The 16,527-nt window shown below is 63.8% G+C and carries 15 protein-coding genes; 6 read left to right on the top strand and 9 right to left on the bottom strand.

Annotated features, from left to right (window positions below; genetic code table 11):
* The first annotated feature begins 36 nt into the window (after positions 1–36).
* Entirely contained in the window at positions 37–984 is a 948-nt protein-coding gene (locus K289_RS0143335) for an ABC transporter substrate-binding protein (protein ID WP_027556996.1), read from the top strand.
* Positions 985–1,110: 126 nt separating this feature from the next.
* Here K289_RS0143335 and K289_RS0143330 read toward each other — a convergent pair whose 3' ends face one another.
* From K289_RS0143330 to K289_RS0143300, 7 genes are read right to left on the bottom strand one after another with little or no spacing between them, the layout of a single operon-like run.
* The gene (locus tag K289_RS0143330; RefSeq protein ID WP_371260926.1) at positions 1,111–2,151 is read right to left on the bottom strand and encodes an FAD:protein FMN transferase; all 1,041 of its coding nucleotides are present in this window, start codon (positions 2,149–2,151) and stop codon (positions 1,111–1,113) included.
* Entirely contained in the window at positions 2,117–2,665 is a 549-nt protein-coding gene (locus tag K289_RS0143325) for a nitrous oxide reductase accessory protein NosL (protein WP_027556994.1), read from the bottom strand. Before K289_RS0143325 ends, K289_RS0143330 begins: the two co-directional genes overlap by 35 nt.
* Complete coding sequence (locus tag K289_RS0143320; protein WP_027556993.1) at positions 2,662–3,489, bottom strand: ABC transporter permease; 828 nt, start codon at positions 3,487–3,489, stop codon at positions 2,662–2,664. Before K289_RS0143320 ends, K289_RS0143325 begins: the two co-directional genes overlap by 4 nt.
* Positions 3,486–4,406, bottom strand: coding sequence for an ABC transporter ATP-binding protein (locus K289_RS0143315; RefSeq protein ID WP_027556992.1), 921 nt, complete (start codon positions 4,404–4,406; stop codon positions 3,486–3,488). Before K289_RS0143315 ends, K289_RS0143320 begins: the two co-directional genes overlap by 4 nt.
* Positions 4,403–5,743, bottom strand: coding sequence for a nitrous oxide reductase family maturation protein NosD (locus tag K289_RS0143310; protein WP_035688358.1), 1,341 nt, complete (start codon positions 5,741–5,743; stop codon positions 4,403–4,405). The genes K289_RS0143315 and K289_RS0143310 overlap by 4 nt, the downstream gene beginning before the upstream one ends.
* A 31-nt stretch (positions 5,744–5,774) precedes the next feature.
* On the bottom strand, positions 5,775–7,724 hold the full coding sequence (gene nosZ, locus K289_RS0143305) for a TAT-dependent nitrous-oxide reductase (RefSeq protein ID WP_027556990.1): 1,950 nt from the start codon (positions 7,722–7,724) through the stop codon (positions 5,775–5,777).
* 23 nt (positions 7,725–7,747) lie between these two features.
* Positions 7,748–10,045: a NosR/NirI family protein gene (locus K289_RS0143300; RefSeq protein ID WP_027556989.1), complete on the bottom strand. Its 2,298-nt coding sequence runs from the start codon at positions 10,043–10,045 to the stop codon at positions 7,748–7,750.
* Positions 10,046–10,251: 206 nt separating this feature from the next.
* On the opposite strand from K289_RS0143300, the gene K289_RS0143295 reads away from it, so the two are divergent.
* The 5 genes from K289_RS0143295 (at position 10,252) to K289_RS0143270 (ending at position 14,307) form a co-directional block, all read left to right on the top strand.
* Complete coding sequence (locus K289_RS0143295; RefSeq protein WP_027556988.1) at positions 10,252–11,136, top strand: ferritin family protein; 885 nt, start codon at positions 10,252–10,254, stop codon at positions 11,134–11,136.
* A gap of 420 nt (positions 11,137–11,556) precedes the next feature.
* Positions 11,557–12,903 (top strand): hypothetical protein, encoded by a 1,347-nt coding sequence (locus K289_RS0143285; RefSeq protein WP_027556987.1) that lies wholly within the window; start codon positions 11,557–11,559, stop codon positions 12,901–12,903.
* Between the two features lie 12 nt (positions 12,904–12,915).
* Positions 12,916–13,422 carry a DUF2249 domain-containing protein gene (locus K289_RS0143280; protein WP_027556986.1) on the top strand — a complete coding sequence of 169 codons (507 nt, stop codon included), beginning with the start codon at positions 12,916–12,918 and terminating at the stop codon, positions 13,420–13,422.
* Positions 13,419–13,739, top strand: a complete 321-nt coding sequence (locus tag K289_RS0143275) for a metal-sulfur cluster assembly factor (protein WP_027556985.1) — start codon at positions 13,419–13,421, stop codon at positions 13,737–13,739. The genes K289_RS0143280 and K289_RS0143275 overlap by 4 nt, the downstream gene beginning before the upstream one ends.
* A 16-nt stretch (positions 13,740–13,755) precedes the next feature.
* Positions 13,756–14,307: a DUF2478 domain-containing protein gene (locus tag K289_RS0143270; RefSeq protein WP_027556984.1), complete on the top strand. Its 552-nt coding sequence runs from the start codon at positions 13,756–13,758 to the stop codon at positions 14,305–14,307.
* Positions 14,308–14,319: 12 nt separating this feature from the next.
* Here the strand turns inward: K289_RS0143270 and K289_RS0143265 are convergent, their stop codons facing one another.
* Together K289_RS0143265 and K289_RS0143260 are read right to left on the bottom strand one after the other, a co-directional pair.
* Positions 14,320–14,916, bottom strand: a complete 597-nt coding sequence (locus K289_RS0143265) for a UbiX family flavin prenyltransferase (protein ID WP_027556983.1) — start codon at positions 14,914–14,916, stop codon at positions 14,320–14,322.
* The gene (locus K289_RS0143260; protein ID WP_084788983.1) at positions 14,913–16,496 is read right to left on the bottom strand and encodes a UbiD family decarboxylase; all 1,584 of its coding nucleotides are present in this window, start codon (positions 16,494–16,496) and stop codon (positions 14,913–14,915) included. The genes K289_RS0143265 and K289_RS0143260 overlap by 4 nt, the downstream gene beginning before the upstream one ends.
* Between the last annotated feature and the right edge of the window lie 31 nt (positions 16,497–16,527).

The following is a 16,527-nucleotide window of genomic DNA, read 5'->3' as shown; positions in this document are numbered from 1 at the left end:
CGTGTCGGGGATCAAGATAGACCAGGGAGGAAGGCAATGTTGAAGACGATCACGCTCGCCGGCGCTGCGATGGCGCTTGCGCTCGGCACCGCGCCGTCATCCGCCAAGGAGCTCAAGGCGATCGGCGTCTCACTCGGCTCGATGGGCAACCCGTTCTTCGTCGCGCTGTCGAAGGGTGCCGAGTTCGAAGCCAAGAAGACCAATCCGAATGTGAAGATCACCACCGTCGGATTTGAATATGATCTCGGCAAGCAGGTGACACAGATCGACAACTTCATCGCCGCCGGCGTCGACCTGATCCTGTTGAACCCTGGTGATCCCAAGGCGATCGGCCCCGCGATCAAGAAGGCGCAGGCCGCGGGCATCATCGTCGTCGCGGTGGACACGGCAGCCGAGGGCGCCGACGCTACCGTGACCACGAACAACGTCCAGGCCGGCGAGATTTCCTGCCAGTACATCGTTGATAAGTTGGGCGGCAAAGGCGATGTCATCATCGAGAACGGGCCGCAGGTTTCCGCCGTGATCGACCGCGTCACCGGCTGCAAGAACGTGTTCGGCAAGAATCCCGGCATCAAGGTCCTGTCCAGCGATCAGGACGGCAAGGGCTCGCGCGAGGGCGGCCTCACCGTTGCGCAGGGCTATCTGACGCGCTTCCCCAAGATCGACGCCATCTTCGCCATCAACGACCCACAGGCGATCGGTACCGATCTCGCGGCGCGTCAGCAAGGCCGCAGCGGCATCGTCATCACGGCGGTCGACGGCGCTCCCGATATCGAGGCCGCGCTGAAGGATCCGCAGTCGCCGCAGGTCCAGGCCTCTGCCTCGCAGGATCCGTTCTTCATGGCGCGGCGCGCCGTGCAGGTCGGCGTCGGCATTCTCAACGGGCAGAAGCCGGCCTCGACCGTGGAACTGTTGCCTTCGAAGCTCGTGACCCGGGACAATGTCGCCGAGTATAAAGGGTGGACCTCGGACCGTTCGCAGTAGCCCGCTCCTGTCTTTTCGCTGAAGGCCGTCCCTTGCAGGGTGCGCCGGAACACGAGACGACGGGCGACGTTTTGATCGACGCTGCCCGTAGGGGCAACCTTGCGGCAGTTCAAGTTAGCTGGTTTGTCACGCGACGAGCTCGGAAACGCCTCCGGCTGCGTCGATCAGATGGACCCGTTCGATACCGGTTTTCGGCAGCAAGGAGCGGATCTGCGCTTCCGGCATCAGGCTGAAAGCCGTGGACAGCGCATCCGCCGCGGTGGCGCTGGACGCCACCGTGGTGACGCTGCGATAGAGGCTGGCGCAGCCGCCATTGGTTGGATCGAACAAGTGGTTGAAGCGGCCTGTGGGATCAAACCGGAATCCGTAGCCGCCCGACGTCGACACTGCGCGATCCACGATCCGCAGCGTCGTCTCAATCCGCCCCGGGTGCTCGGGATCGGCGATTCCGACCTCCCACGGGCTGCCGTCCGGTCGCGATCCGATCGTCCGCGTCTCGCCCATGTCGACGAGGCTTTGTGCGATCCCCTGTGAGCGCAACAGATCGACAACCTTGTCGGTGACATAGCCCTGCGCGATGCCATTGAGCGTGAGCTCGGCTCCCTTCGGCAGTACGATGCGATCCCGTCTAATAGACATACGCCGATAGTCGACATGGCCAAGCGCCGCCTTCACCGCCGCTTGCGGCGGACCGGACGGGTCTGCACCGGCGCTCGAAAAATGCTCGACGTATAGCGTCCATAGCGGTTGCACGGTCGGATCGAACATCCCGTCCGTCAGTTCGGCGTAGCGGCGCGAGTCCGAGAGCAGGTCGACCAACTCCGGTGCCGGGTCGACGAGAATTCCGGTCCGGTTCAATTCGACCAGGGCGGAGTCGGGCAGGTACAGGCTGAACAGGCGCTCCAGGCGGCGGGCTTCAGAGCACGCCGCCGCGATCAGACGTTCCGCTTCGTCTCTTGCCTGATGATGGATTTTCAGGGTTGCAGTCGCGCCCAGCATGGTGCCGTGCCAGACCGCGACGTCCGCATCCGAAGCCACCGCGCGTCCGAGCGGCGCGAGCGCCAGGCCCGCCGATGCGGCGCTGATGTTGATGAAACGTCGTCGAGAAAGCATTGGCATGATAACGCTCTCCTCAGTCGGCCGAACCGCGCCCGGAGGCGCCATCATCCGCTGTGTTCTTCTCGCCCGACCCAAGCACGTAGGCGTGCGGCACGTCCGCAAATGCGACGATGCGTCCACCATTCTCGGCGATGAACTTTTCCGCGGCCGACCTGTCCGAGAACGGCACCGCCTCGTCTCCGCCCATGCCGCTCTTGGCTCGGCTGCCGATCACGAACTGCGCCTTGCGTGCCTCGACCCAATTGTCGGCGCCGGGCTTGTCCCAGCTCGGCGCCTTGCCCATGTCGGAGACGTAGATCGCCTGGATGTCCTTGGGCTCATCCGGCAGCATCGTGAAGGCGAGGGTGTCCCGAACGGATGAGAACCACACGGGTTCGATCAGGCTCGCGGCGAAGATCTGTCCCTTCGGTCCCGGGTGCTCGAGCACATTCATGCCGCAGTAGTGCCCGACCACTTCGGCGGTCATCCGGTGCGGCGGCGGAAGCTTCGCAGCCTCCTTCTCGCCGCAGCCGACAAGCGCAAGCGGAATAAGGAGAGCGAGAGCGATGCCGAGGCGCTTCATAGCTCTCTCCGCGAGAAGGCAAGCGCTGCGAGGCCCAGCGGCACCATGGTCCAGGAGAGCAGGGCGGCCAGAAGCACCGGCATGGTCAGAGAGGTGGTTTGGGCGAGTCCCGCCATCCCCGCGAAGGTGCTGACATTGGCGAATCCGGTCAGATTGAACAGCCGGTACGCGTCGGTCGGATTCAACAGGAGCATCGCATTCAACGCGGTTGCGGAAATGCTGCGGCCCTGGTCAAGCGCGAGCACGCCGAGCAGAGCCATGTCGTAGATCAGGACGAGCAGCAGCCACAGCCCGATGCAGATGCCGGCGGCCGTGCCCCGGTCGCGCGCGAAGGCGCTGACGAGATAGCCGATCGCGACGAATGCGGCGCCGAGCAGCACCGAGGAGCCGACCATGGCGGCGAAGGCGAGGAGGCTGTCGAAATCGATGCGACTGCCAGTGGCCGCGAGCGCCCCGACGGCCAGGCCATAGCCGAGACAGGTGGCAAAGGCGAGCACCGCAAGGTGACCAAGGAACTTGCCGAGCAGCACCTGCCATCGCGCGACCGGATAGCTCAGCAGCAAGAGCATCGTGCCTCGCTCCATGTCGCCCACGATAGCGTCATGCGAAATCAGAAGCGCGATGAGTGGAACGAGAAAGATCGTCAGGCTCGAAAGACTGACGACGACGACATCGAGCGCGCGAACGCCGACGTTTCCGGTCGGCGCGCTGCCGAGGAAGGTCAGCGACAAGGCAAGTCCAGCGAGCAGGAGCGTCGCCGCGAGCACCCAGCGGTTGCGGATGGCCTGGTGAATTTCCTTTGCCGCGATGATCAGCACGTTCATGGCGTCCGCTCCGACTGCCGGAGGAAGTGAGCGTAGAGTTCGTCGAGACTTGGCGGCACCACATCGACGTCTTCCACGGCATTGCCCGACGCCGTCGCGCGATGCAGAAGCTCGATCTTGCGTTCCGGCGCAGCATCGATCTCGACGATGTGCCCGTTGAGCCGCCGGCAGATCGTATCCGTCGGGACCCAGGCCGGCATCTCGCTCGCGGCCAGTCCCGCCACCTTGAGACGGATCCTGGTGGGCAACCGGGCGAGGCGGCGCAATTCGTCGATCGATCCGTCTGCGACCTTGAAGCCGCGGTTCATGATGATCACCCGCCCTGCGCGCTCCTCGAGCTCGGTCAGCGCGTGCGAGGACAAGAGCACTGTCGTGCCGTCCGCCGCAAGCTGCTCGATGACCTCGTAGAAGGTCTGGCGCAGTTCGGGATCGAGCCCGGTCGTCGGCTCGTCCAGCAGCAGCACCCGCGGATGACCGATCAGCGCCTGGGCAAGCCCCAGCCGCTGCCGCATCCCCTTCGAGTACGTGCCAACGCGACGGCGCGCGGCAGGCCCAAGTCCGACGGTTTCGAGCAGGTTGAGCGCCTTCGTCACCGGCTCGCGCTTCAGCCGGGCGTAAAAGGCTTGCGTCTCCCGGCCTGTCAGCGCGGAATCGAACGAGACATTCTCCGGCAGATAGCCAAGCTGCCGGCGGCCCGCGAACTCGCCGGCGGCGGGGTTGTCGCCGAGGACCTCGATCGAGCCGCTGGTCGGCCGGATGAGCCCGAGCATCAGCTTCATCAGCGTGGTCTTGCCGGCGCCGTTATGGCCGATCAGCGCCACCAGTTCGCCCTGGTCCAGCTCGAATGAAGCCCCGCGCACGGCCTTGACCGGTCCGTACTCCTTGGTGACGTCGGCGACGCGTATGGTGCGGGTCATCGCGCTTCCTCGGCCGTGCGGCGCTTCGGCGGTGACATCAGCGGGTGGCTGTCGATCACGCCGCCCGGCAGCAGCGCCGGAAACTGCGCCTGGGCCCAGCGGATCACCTGGACCGCGGGGCTGTTGATGAGAACCTTCGCGGCTGGCGCTGTCCAGAGCACACGATCGATCAGGTCGTTCGGCCGGTAGGCCGTGTCAGCGATTCCGTCCCCGTTGAGGTCGAACGCCGGATTGTCACTCCAGTAGTTACCCCGCCCACCGGTCGACCAGTCCAAGTGTCTGGTGCCGACGTATTTCACCTGGTTGGCGTTGCTGATGAAGGCGTTGCCCGTGATTTCGTTGCCTTCGGAGCCCGCGGTGAAGTGCACTCCGATAGCGCAGCGTTCGAACCAGTTGTTGCGGAACTTGTTGTGATTGGTGTTGTAGATGAAGACGCATTTTTCGGGGCCGCTTCGAAGAGCTCGCTCCCGTTTCGGCTCCGGAAGCATGCCGCGCTCGTCGTTCGGACCGTCTTCCGCATCGTCCATCGCCGTGCTCAGCAGGCCACCCGTCACGCGGTTGCCGTCGATCTCGGCGTAGTTCGCGTAGTTGAACAGAAGTCCGTGGTCGCGATCGTGATCGGAAACGTTGTCGCGGATCACCAGCCGGCTCGAATACATGATGGCGTACCCGACATGGTTACCGATCGAAACGTTGCCGCTCACTTCGCTGTCGTTGGTGTACATGTAGTGGATCGCGAAGCGAACCTGCTCGAAGCGATTTTTGACGAAACGGTCGTTGCGGCTTGAAATCGAGAAGATGCCATCGCGACCATAGCGGAATACGTTGTCCGCGATGGTGACGTCGGGCGCATTCCAAAGCGAGACGCCGTTGCCTGCCTCGCTAAGACGCCCGCCACGCAGTCCCTCGATCTCGTTGTGGACGACCCGCGAGCCTTGGGCGCCATGCACGTAGATGCCGAACAGGTTTCCAACCAGACGGTTGTTCTCGATCTTCGCGCGTTCGGCCGACTTCTGAAGGAAGATTCCGGAATTCATCGCCTGCAGATCGCGGCCGGACCCTCGGATGGTCACGCCCCGGACAGTGACGTCGGGTGCGCTGACGGTGATGACGCTGTCGGCGCCGTCGCCATCAAGCACCGCGCCCTGCCTCCCCACCAGCTCCAAAGGACGGTCGATCCGGACCGAGCCGTGATATTCACCCGGCGCAAGTTCGACAACGTCGCCGGCGCGAGCACCATCCAGCAACGCTTGGAGCGGTCGGCCTGGCGCAGCCGTCAAGGTCTCCGCGTCGGCGAAGCTGGAAAATCCGGCGGCGACCAGCGCCGCCGGAAACATGCGTGACAAGAGGCCCACGATGCCGCTCCGATCAGACCGACTTCGGTTCGACGAACATGCGACCCTTCATCTCCATGTGCATGGCGTGGCAGAACCAGGAGCAGTAGTACCAGTAGACGCCCGGTTTATCGGCCATGAATGTCACGGACGCCGTCGCCATCGGCGCGATCTCCATTTGGATGCCGTAGTTCACGATGCAAAAGCCGTGCGTCAGGTCTTCGACCGCGTCGATATTCGTGATGAAGACGGTCACCTCGTCACCCTGTTTGACCTGGAACTGCTCGAGGCCATAGGCGGGCGCGGTCGCCGTCATGTAGACGCGGACCTTGTTGCCATCCCGAATGACCTTGGAATCCGCCTCGAGGTTGATGCCATCGGCCTTGGCCTGTTTCACCGCATCCGCGAACATCGGATCCGCACGATCGAAGATCGAGATCGGATTGATCTTGGAGCGATGGACGATCGTGGCGTCATGCGGCTCGGCGAAGCTCGGACCGTCGTGGACCAGAACCATCTTGTCTCCGGAAATGTCGATGAGCTGGTCGTTCTCGGGCTTCAGCGGACCGACGTTCAGAAAGCGGTCCTTCGAGAACTTGTTCAGCGAGATCAGCCACTTTCCGTCTGCCTCCTTGGTCTGGCCCATCGAGGAATGGTTGTGGCCCGGCTGGTAGTGCACGTCGAGCTTCTGGATGATCGGGTCGACCTTCTCGCCCTTGAACGCTCGCTTGGCCAGCTCGATGTTCCATTTGCAGACCTGGCTGTCGAGAAACAGCGTCGTATAGGCGTTGCCCTTGCCGTCGTAGGCGGTATGCAGCGGGCCAAGGCCGAGCTCCGGCTCCGCGACGACGACGTCGCGCGGCTTGATCTTGTCGTCGAATAGATCATCGAATTTGCGGACGTCCATCACGGTCACCGTCGGTGAAAGCTTCCCGGCCGCCACGATGTGGATCCCGTCGGGAGCGGTATTCATGCCGTGCGGATTGTTCGAGACCGGAACATAGCGGGTGTATGGCGAGCCCTTCCGGCCGTCGATAACGGGTACACCGTTCATTTCCTTGAAGTCGCCTTTCTTGACCGCCTCCTCGATTCGCTTGAGGTTGAAGATGACGACCCAATCCTGTTCGCTGGCCGTCATCTCGGCCAGGGTGACGCCTTCTTCGCTGTTGTAGCAGGTCGAGAAGCAGTACTTGCCTTGATAGTCGGAATCGACGTTGTCGAGATTGCCGCTGACGATCACCTGCCAGGCCACCTTCATCGTGTCGCCGTCGAGCGCCGTGAAGATGGAGTGGTACTCTTTCGGATTGTCGAGAATTTTGCCGTCGTTTGGCAGCGGCACGCCGTCTTCGCCGTTGCAGTACACGTATCCGGTGCGCGGATATTTCTGCAGTCGCAGGCCATGAACCGTGTGCTGGTTCGGCAGTTCGATGATCTTGTCGCATTTCATGATGTCGAGCCGCACCCGCGCCACGCGGCTGTTGGCCTTGTCGTTCATGAAGGCGTAGCGGCCGTCGTAGGTGCCGTCCGTGAACGAGACGTGCGGATGGTGCAGGTCGCCGTTCATGAAGGTGCCGCCGCGGTTCTTGAGGAATTCGCGGGTCGCCGGCTGCATCCCTTCCGTCAGAACCTTGAGGCTTTCGTTGGTCTGGCCCCAACCGGTCGCGCTGCAACGGTTGAAGACCGGAACGCGCATCAACTCGCGCATCGACGGAAGGCCGATGATCCGCATCTCTCCGGACTGGCCGCTCGAGAAGAACACGTAGTATTCATCGAGCTCGCCGGGCGCGACCTCTGTCTTCTGCACAGCCGGCCGGGCAGCCGGCGCTTTCGGTGCAGCGGCCTTGGTCTGCGCGTCCGCGGTCGAGACGAAGCCGCCGCCGGCTTTCATCGCCGCTCCGCCAGCCAGGCCCACGCCAGCTGCGGCCGCCGTTGTCCCCAGCAGAGTCCGTCGGTTGACGCCCTTTGCTTTTTCGTTCTCGCTCATGATTGCCTCCTCGGCTTTCGGTTTCAGGTTGCTGGTGGAGAGATGGCGGATGATGCGCCGACAGGCTTGCCGCCGGCGGTGATGACGGTCGCGGGACCCTTGCCGCCCGCGCGCATCGCTGGCGAGGACATGGCCGCGAACTTCTCGCGCTTCAGCCGGACCTGGATCATGTGCGGGCAGCGCTGGTCGTCGTAGTAAAGCTCCTGGCAGTGCATGCAGTAGATGCACTCGTTGACGTTGATGTGCCCTTCGGGATGGATCGACTGGACCGGGCATTCCTTGGCGCATCGCTGGCACGGGGATCCGCATTCCTGCCAGCGGCGAAGCCATTCGAACGTCCTGATGCGGCCGGGAATTGCGAGCGCGGCACCGAGCGGACAGAGGTAGCGGCAGAAGAAGCGCTCGATGAAGAGGCCGACGACGAGAAGCGCCACCGCGTAGAGCACGAATGGCCAGCCACGTGCGAACTTCAGGATGATCGCGGTCTTGAACGGCTCGACTTCGGCGAACCGTTCGGCCAGATCGACCGAGTAGAGCGACAGCCCGAACAGCCCAAGGAAGATGATGTACTTGACCGGCCATAGCCGCTCGTGAAGACTCCACGGCACGGTGATCTGGGGCACCTTCAGCCACTTCGCGATGGTGTTGGTGAGCTCCTGCAGCGCGCCGAACGGGCACAGCCAGCCGCAGAAGGGTCCACGTCCCCAGAACAGGAGAGCCGAGGCAGTCGCCGCCCACAGGATGAAGATCAGCGGCGCGGCAAGGAAGAACTCCCAATGGAATCCCGTGATCAGGGAGTTCGAGAAGGTCATCACATTGACGACGGAAAGCTGCGCGTTCGCGTACCAGCCAAGCCACACCAGGACAAAAGCCAGGTAAGCCCTGCGTACCCAATTGTAGAAGACGGGTCGGCGCACGAGGATGTTCTGAAAGAAGAAGATTCCGGTGAGTGCCGCCAGCATGAGAGCGGTGATGCCGATCGAAATCGGCTCGGAGCGCCAGATCCGCATCCACAGCGGCTCCTCGCCTTCGCCGGCGGAGACAGATTGCGGGGCGGGCGCTTGGGCGCTTGGCGCCGGAGCGCTGGCCGGCACGGTCACAGCCGGCTGCTCGCGGCGCATGTAGCGATCAGGCAGGACGTAGTCGAGATCGAAGGTGAGGAACGCCTTGTCTCTTGTGCCGAGGCTCCGCTGAACGAGCAGCTGAAGCTGCCACGGATGCGTCGGATCCAGCGTGAATTCCGGAGGCGTCACGAACAGGCCTATCTCGCGGAATTCGGGTGCATCTGGAGCGGCCAGCGCCCCAAGTCTGGTATGATTGCGATCGCGAAAGCGCGTGCTGGAACCCTCCTGCAGCACCTCGATCCGGTCGAATATCCCGCCCCGCACATAGGCCGAGCCCTTGAACGAATAGACGCCGTTTCCGGCGACCAGAATGGCCTGCTGTCCCGGCTGCAGCCGTTCTTTCAGTCGCTGGTAGCCGTCGTCACCGAGCAGACTGCGGCCGATGGTGGGCGCGGTGACGAGCGCCACGTAGAGGTCGACGAAGCTGTCACCTGCGTCGCCAGGTTCGGGATTTTGGGCGGCCGCAGCGTTGCCGGACTTCGCAAAAGCCTGGTTTATGTCGTCGATGGTCAGGTGCAGCCGGCGTATCGAACCTTCCCCGACGAGGCTCGCCCAATCACGTACCTCGCTGCGCTCGAGATCGAGCGTCTTGGTGACTGGCGGTAAAGCGGCAGAGGCCGCGGCGGCGCCGCCCGCTCCGACGCGCCCGGTGCGGATCAGCCGCACCGCGGAGCGGACGATGCTGTCGCTCATTACCAGTACGGTGACGGTCGCACCGCTCACGATGTCGACCTGCGGCGGATGCTCGGCGCCACTGGCAACCGGCTTCATGTCCTTGCCGATCAGGGAATTCATGGCGCCGACGATGCGGGCCTCCGGTATTCCGACCAGCACGATCGGTTCCTTGTGATCGACCAGCTTCACGCCGGTGATGACGCCGTTGGGATCGATCCCGACCAGGATGTGGATCGGCTTGCCGGAATAGCCGACAGAATTGGTAAAATCTGAATTGAGGTAGACGAATCCCTGAAGCTGATCGCCGCGGTAGACGGGGACGAGAGGCGGGTCGCCTTGCGGGGGGCCGAATCGATCGGCGGATGGGAAGAAGTCCGTGGGCTGGACCTTGGACAAAAAGCCTGCCACGTCGCTGGCTGCGCAGGCGGCGTGCGTCCAGAAAGTCACCAACACGCCGAGGAGGACGGTCAGGATCAGGCCGCTACGCAACGCCCGCGACGCATCCAAAGGACACCAGACCATGACGCACCTCAGCGCGGAATCGCGCATCGATCGAAGATGCGCATTCCTTCGTTGTCTGATCTGCGAGCAGTGGCCGTTGCCGCGGACGGCCCTAATGGGATCGATGATCCAGCCATCGCGGTTTGACTCCTGTTCGTGACGGTTGTCTAGTCGCCCAATGACTGATCGGGTTTGATCTAGGACAAAGAAACTGGGCCAGGTGTGTCATGTTGCTCGCGAAAACTCTCCTCCTGGGATCCGAGCCGGCCGGAACCTTGCACTCGCTCGATGAACTGTTCGCACTCGCACACGCCATGGAGCAGGAGGCAGCAACGAGATACACTGACCTTGCCGAGGAGATGCGGCGTCAGAAGAAGGTCGATCTGGCGGAGGTTTTTGCAAATCTCGCTGCGGCCGAGCGCGAGCATGTTGACAGTGTCACAAGGTGGTCGCAATCGCGCCGGCATAAGGCTCCCGATCCCGCCCTCGTTCGCTGGGATGTCCCCGACACGTTTGACGCCGGGACGGCCGCGGAGATAAAGGCGTCGCGGCTGATGACGCCGTATCGCGCCCTCGCGATGGCGGTACGCAACGAGGAGCGTGCGTTCGCCTTCTGGGCTTATCTGTCGGCCTACTCGAAAGACGCTGAAATCAAGAAGGCCGCCGAGGCGATGGCGCAAGAGGAATTGGGCCACGTGGCAACACTCAGGAAAGAGCGGCGCCGCGCCTACCACCGGGAGCATGATGAAATGCGAGCCGGCCGGCAAGGCAGCGCCGCAGCCGGCCACATCGACGCAGGCGAACTCGAACGTCGGCTGGCCGTGCTTGTCGTTGAGCTGGAGCGCGCTCACACCGGGGCGGTGGCCAACCGGGCGCACGAACTGCTGATGGAAACGACCGAGATGGCTGTCGAAGCCGCGGGCGTCGGGCGATTTCCTTCAAGTCTTGCGCAGGGTGATGCCGAGCACATCGCTGAGGCGTTGGTGGACGCATATCTCGAGAGCGCCGAGAATGCCGGCGAGCCGGCTCGCCTCGACAAGTTGCAAAGGCTCGCCGGGCGCGCAATCGCGCGACTCGCTTGGTTGCGGTCCCTGAACGTGAAGAGTTCCTAGTGTCGTGACTGCGCCGCGTCATTTCAGGGGCGTGGCATCGCTAGCCGGGGCGGGTTTCCGATTTTGAGGAGCCGGCCGAATGGCCGCCGGCGCTATTCTCGCGCGAACGCGGGCCCGGCTCGATCTCGGCCGTCATCTCTCGCAATAATCCCACGAAGACGGTCTCGAAAAGTCTCCGTTCGACCCTGGCCACTTTGCGGCTCCGCCAGCGTAGCCTTCGCAATTTTCGCAAGCCATCCTCCCGATTCCCGTGGTCACAGGTTCATCGGCTGCCGCACCGCAGCGCTCCTTGCGCTGGCGCAAAGACCGCTGCGATAGGCGCTCGAGTTTGTGCCTCGACAAAGAGGTCGTGGCTGCAACTACTTACCGTTTTTCGAGCGCTGGCACAGGATTGTGTGTGCAGGCGATGGGAAGCAAGCCGTGATCGGAACCAGCCTTTGCAAATGGGCCATCAGCTACTTCGCGGCCGCAATCGTATGGCTGCTGCTTGCAGAAGTTCTGATGGTTGCCGGATTCGGTTTTCCGAATGACGACATCGGAGGACCGGACACGCTCGTCATCGTCCACATGGTTTGCATCGGTTGGTTGAGCATGGTCGTTTGCGGCGCGCTGTTCCAGTTCGTGCCGGTGCTGGTCGCAAGGCCGCTCTATGCGGAGCGCTGGACGCTGCCGGCTCTTGCGCTGCTGACGCTTGGGCTGACCATCCTGCTCGCAGGCTTTCTGGCCCTGGGCGGTCACATCAACGGGCCGCGCTGGCTGCTTCCCGTCGGCGCGGGCCTGTTGATTGCCGGCTTCGTGCTGGTGGTTGCCAATCTCGGCATGACGCTCTGGTTGGCCCGTCCGCTGCCGGGGCCGGCGCGGTTCGCCGCAGTCGGGCTTGCCTGCATTTGTGTCACGGCGATATTCGGCGGCATGTTCTCCCTGGTGCTTTCCGGAACTGCCGTGGGGGCGCAATGGCCGGACCTGTTGGTGTCAGGCGTTCCGATCCATGCGATTGCGGGACTTGGCGGATGGCTGACATTCACGGCGATGGGCGTCAGCTATCGCCTGCTTGCGATGTTCATGCTCGCGCCCGATGGAGAGGCGAGGCTGGGTCGGCTTGCCTGGCTTGCCGGACTAACCGCGCTGGCCGTCGGTGTTGTCGGTGGCGTGCTTGCGCTCTGGTGTGCGACCGGGCTGGACTTGGTGCTTCTGCTTGCAGGAGCCGCGGCGCTGCTATCGCTGATGGCCTACGGCCGTGATGTGCTCAGCCTGTACAGGACCCGCAGGCGCCGCGCGCTCGAGCTCAACACGCGCATGAGCGTCCTGTCGCTGGCGAGCCTCGCCGCGGTCGCAATCCTTGGCGCCGCACTTCTTGCGGCTGGTTCCTTCCAGTCGCATGTCGGGGCGCTTGTCTTCCTTGTCGCGTTCGGCTGGCTCACCGGCCTGGTGCTTGCCAATCTCTACAAGATCGTCCCGTTCCTGACCTGGCTTGAGGCCTACGGCCCGGTGATGGGCAGAGTGCCGACGCCCCGCGTGCAGGATCTCGTTGCCGAGCGCCGCGCGACAAAATGGTTCGTCCTGTTCTTTGCCGGGAGTTGGGCGGCAACGTTGATGCTGTTGATCGACGCGGCACTCGGCTTCCGCGTCGCTCTCGCGGTCGTCACGCTTGCGACGCTCGGCCTGGGTGAGGAGCTGATCAGGGCCCGGCGGCTCGCGGATGTGGCGGAGCCGTTGCGCCTGCCGACGGGAGCAGCCGTGCCGCACCTCCTGATCTCGCGAAACTGAAAGGAGACTGCAATGAGCGAATTCATCGACGTCGATGTCCGGCCAATCCTGCGCGCAGGCGGCGAGCCGTTCTCGATCATCATGGCCGCGCTCGACCGGCTCGCGCCGGGGCAGGGCCTGCGGCTCTATGCCCCCTTCAAGCCGGTCCCTCTGTTTGACGTCATGGCGAGCAAGGGCTTTGCGCATCAGGAAGCCGAGCTCGAAGCCGGCGAATGGGAGATCCGGTTCATGCCCGTCGGCTCGTTCGAAGCGGCTGAACCGGCGCCCGCCGCGCTGGCCGATGGCGATTGGCCGGAGCCCGTGGTTCATCTCGACAACCGTGACCTCGATCCGCCGGAGCCGATGGTTCGAATTCTGGCCGCGGCGGAGCAGCTCGCGCCCGGGCAGACGCTCTCCGCCTTGCTCAGTCGCGAACCGGTCTTCCTGTTTCGGGAGCTGACCAAGCGCGGCCATCAGTGGCGCGGCGGCTTCACGCCGCAGAAGGACGTCTACCGGCTGACGGTGAGGGTGCTCGCATGACGGCCAGCGATGATCTTGTGACGCAGATAAGGCAGGCACTGAAAGTCGTGATCGACCCGGAACTCGGACACAACATCATCGACCTCGGCTTTGTCTATGACGTATCGGTCGACGACGGCGTCGCGCACATTACCATGACGGCAACGACGCGAGGCTGTCCCGCCGCGTCCTTTCTCAAGGAGGGCGTCGCCAACAGCGCGTGTCTCGTTCCGGGCGTGGAGTCGGTCGAAGTCACCATGACGTTCGATCCGCCCTGGCAGCCCTGGATGATCTCGCCCGGCGTAAAGGCATCGCTCGGCTTTGCCGAAGTGAACTGATCCGAGGTGAATTCCAATGACTGCAATGAAGCCTGCAACAGCCGGCGAAGAAAAAGTGAAGCTCGCACCATCGCTTGCGGCGATCGTCTATGCTGATAACGTGTATCCCGATGCAGCCTTTGCGGCGCTGGTGACGCAATGCCGCAGCCTCGGGCTGTCGCTGGCCGGCGTGCTGCAACGCCGCGTGTCGGAGGCCCCCAACCGGCGATGCGATGTCTTGCTGGAAGATCTCAGCACCGGTCGCTGCACCTCCATCTTCGAGGATCGCGGCGCAGGTGCCGCGGGCTGCAGGCTCGATGAGGCGGCGTTGACCGAAGCCGCTGCCCGAATCGAAGGAAACATGGACAACAGGCCGGACCTGCTGATCCTCAACAAGTTCGGCAAGGCCGAGTGCTCCGGTGGCGGACTGCTCGACCTGATCGCCAGCGCGATGGATCGCCAGATTACGGTCGTCATCGGCGTGCCGAAGACAAATTTGCAGGCCTGGAGGGATTTTGCCGGCTCGCTCTCCGTCGAGTTGTCCGAGGACATCGACGAGATCGAGCAATGGGCAGCGAGATTGAAGTGAGGACTCCGCTGTCTACACGCCTTCGAAGCGCGAGCCGGACCAGGCTTTCGCCGGTGCGAGAAGGTTTTCCAGGCCGAGCAGATTGATCGCCCGGGCCGCGATCTGGTCGATCATTTCGGCCAGCGACCGTGGCCTCAGATAGAAGGCCGGCATCGGCGGGGCGATGATTGCGCCGATCTCAGTCGCCTGTAGCATCGCCCGCAAATGGCCGAGATGCAACGGGCTCTCGCGGACAAGCAACACCAGCCGGCGCCGTTCCTTGAGCTGCACGTCGGCAGTACGCACGAGGAGGTCGTCGAGCTGTCCCCAGGCGATGGCCGAGAGCGTACGGATCGAGCACGGAGCGACGATCATGCCTGCGACGGGATAGGAGCCGCTGGCGATGGAGGCGCCGATGTCCGAATGAAGATGGTGGCGGAAGGCCAGGGCGCGCAGCCGCGCAAGCGCGTCGACGCCAACCTCCTCCTGCAGCGTACGCTCGGCCGCCGGCGAGACCACGAGGTGCACCGCGTAGTGCGGATTGTCAGCCAGCAGCTCGACGATGCGCGCGCCGATCGCAGCGCCCGAGGCGCCGCTGATGCCGACGATGATGCCTTGCCGTTCGCTCATACGGAAACCGGAGAGGGTGCCGGCGCTTCGGTCAGCCCGAGGCTCGACCACATCGCGTCGATGCGCGCGGTCACGGCAGGGTCCATGGTCAGAGGGGCGCCCCAGGCCCGATCCGTCTCCGGCGGAATCTTTGTGGTTGCGTCGATGCCGAGCTTGCCGCCGAGACCGGATTTCGGCGAGGCAAAGTCGAGATAGTCGATCGGCGTGTCGGTGAGCGTCACGAGATCGCGCGAAGAGTCGCTGCGGGTCGAGACGGCCCACATCACGGCGCGCCAATCGCGGATGTCGATGTCGTCGTCGACCACGATCAGGAGTTTCGTGTAGCTGAACTGCGGCAGCATCGACCACAGACCGAGCATCAGCCGCCGCGCCTGGCCGGGATAGCGCTTCCTGATCGCGGCGATCGCGATGCGGTAGGAGCAGGCCTCCGGCGGCAGCCAGCAGTCCGTCACCTCTGGGAATTGTTGCCGGATGAGCGGCACGAACAGGCGGTTGAGCGCCTCGCCGATGCGCGAGGGCTCGTCCGGCGGCCGTCCCGTGAAGGTCGAGAGATAGATCGGCTGGCGTCGGCTGGTTATCGCCGTCACGCGCATCACGGGAAACTCCTCGACGGAATTATAATATCCGGTGTGATCGCCATAGGGTCCCTCCGGCGCGGTTTCGGTCGCGGAGACGAAGCCCTCGATGACAATTTCTGCTTCGGCAGGGACGGCGAGCGGAACGGTAAGGCATGGCGTGAGGTCGGGCCGTTCGGCGCGCAGGATGCCGGCGAAGCGCAGCTCGGACAGCGTCTCGGGCAGCGGCAAGACTGCGGCGAGGATCGTGGCAGGATCGGCCCCGATGACGATCGCAACCGGCATATCGCGCCCGATCGCCCTCCATTGCTGGTGATGGCGAGCGCCGCCGCGATGCGCGAGCCAGCGGATGATGGTGCGGTCGCGGCCGAGCACCTGCATGCGGTAGACACCGACATTCTCCTCCTGGTCGGCCATCGCGGATTCAGGCGGCAAGGTGATGACGAGTGGCCAGGTGATCAGCGGCGCAGGCTCTCCAGGCCAGCAGACCTGTGCGGGCAATTTTGCGAGATCGATGTCGGGCCCCATCGTGACGCAGTCCTGGACCGGCGCCGCCGTGCGCGTGCGTGGGCGCGTCGCCAGTGCGGCGCGCGCGAGCGGGACCTTGTTCCAGGCATCTCTGATGCTGTGCGGTGGTTGCGGCGCGCGCAGTTCGGCCATCAGCGCGCCAAGCTCTTCGAGACGATCGGGGGCGATGCCCAATCCCCAGGCGATCCGCTCGACCGTTCCGAACAGATTGGTGAGGAGCGGCATGTCCGATAGACGACCGTCGGCCTTGACGGGCTGCTCGAACAATAATGCCGGTCCGCAGTCGCCGAGTACACGCCGGTGGATTTCCGTGATCTCGTGGACGACGGAGATTTTTTCGCGAATGCGTCGCAACTGTCCCCGGCTTTCGATGAAGCGCAGGAAGTCGGACAATGCGCGAAAGCGCGGGACATCACGCTGCAATGAACCAGCTCCTTGAGAAGAGCCAGAGCTAGCCGGGTTGATTTCGGTTCTCATTGTTCCGGCTCAAATACATTTGCGCGCAATC

It is taken from the genome of Bradyrhizobium sp. Cp5.3, assembly GCF_000426265.1.
In the GTDB taxonomy this organism is placed as follows: domain Bacteria; phylum Pseudomonadota; class Alphaproteobacteria; order Rhizobiales; family Xanthobacteraceae; genus Bradyrhizobium; species Bradyrhizobium neotropicale.
The sequence above is the reverse complement of the archived record's forward strand: the minus strand, read 5'-3'. Positions and strand labels throughout refer to the sequence as shown.

What these genes read in the sequence shown, in the direction of transcription:
- K289_RS0143335 (WP_027556996.1), top strand. Translation starts at nt 37, where the DNA reads ATGTTGAAGACGATCACGCTCGCCGGCGCTGCGATGGCGCTTGCGCTC.
- K289_RS0143330 (WP_371260926.1), bottom strand. Translation starts at nt 2,151, where the DNA reads ATGATGGCGCCTCCGGGCGCGGTTCGGCCGACTGAGGAGAGCGTTATC.
- K289_RS0143325 (WP_027556994.1), bottom strand. Translation starts at nt 2,665, where the DNA reads ATGAAGCGCCTCGGCATCGCTCTCGCTCTCCTTATTCCGCTTGCGCTT.
- K289_RS0143320 (WP_027556993.1), bottom strand. Translation starts at nt 3,489, where the DNA reads ATGAACGTGCTGATCATCGCGGCAAAGGAAATTCACCAGGCCATCCGC.
- K289_RS0143315 (WP_027556992.1), bottom strand. Translation starts at nt 4,406, where the DNA reads ATGACCCGCACCATACGCGTCGCCGACGTCACCAAGGAGTACGGACCG.
- K289_RS0143310 (WP_035688358.1), bottom strand. Translation starts at nt 5,743, where the DNA reads ATGTTTCCGGCGGCGCTGGTCGCCGCCGGATTTTCCAGCTTCGCCGAC.
- nosZ (WP_027556990.1), bottom strand. Translation starts at nt 7,724, where the DNA reads ATGAGCGAGAACGAAAAAGCAAAGGGCGTCAACCGACGGACTCTGCTG.
- K289_RS0143300 (WP_027556989.1), bottom strand. Translation starts at nt 10,045, where the DNA reads ATGGTCTGGTGTCCTTTGGATGCGTCGCGGGCGTTGCGTAGCGGCCTG.
- K289_RS0143295 (WP_027556988.1), top strand. Translation starts at nt 10,252, where the DNA reads ATGTTGCTCGCGAAAACTCTCCTCCTGGGATCCGAGCCGGCCGGAACC.
- K289_RS0143280 (WP_027556986.1), top strand. Translation starts at nt 12,916, where the DNA reads ATGAGCGAATTCATCGACGTCGATGTCCGGCCAATCCTGCGCGCAGGC.
- K289_RS0143275 (WP_027556985.1), top strand. Translation starts at nt 13,419, where the DNA reads ATGACGGCCAGCGATGATCTTGTGACGCAGATAAGGCAGGCACTGAAA.
- K289_RS0143270 (WP_027556984.1), top strand. Translation starts at nt 13,756, where the DNA reads ATGACTGCAATGAAGCCTGCAACAGCCGGCGAAGAAAAAGTGAAGCTC.
- K289_RS0143265 (WP_027556983.1), bottom strand. Translation starts at nt 14,916, where the DNA reads ATGAGCGAACGGCAAGGCATCATCGTCGGCATCAGCGGCGCCTCGGGC.
- K289_RS0143260 (WP_084788983.1), bottom strand. Translation starts at nt 16,496, where the DNA reads ATGAGAACCGAAATCAACCCGGCTAGCTCTGGCTCTTCTCAAGGAGCT.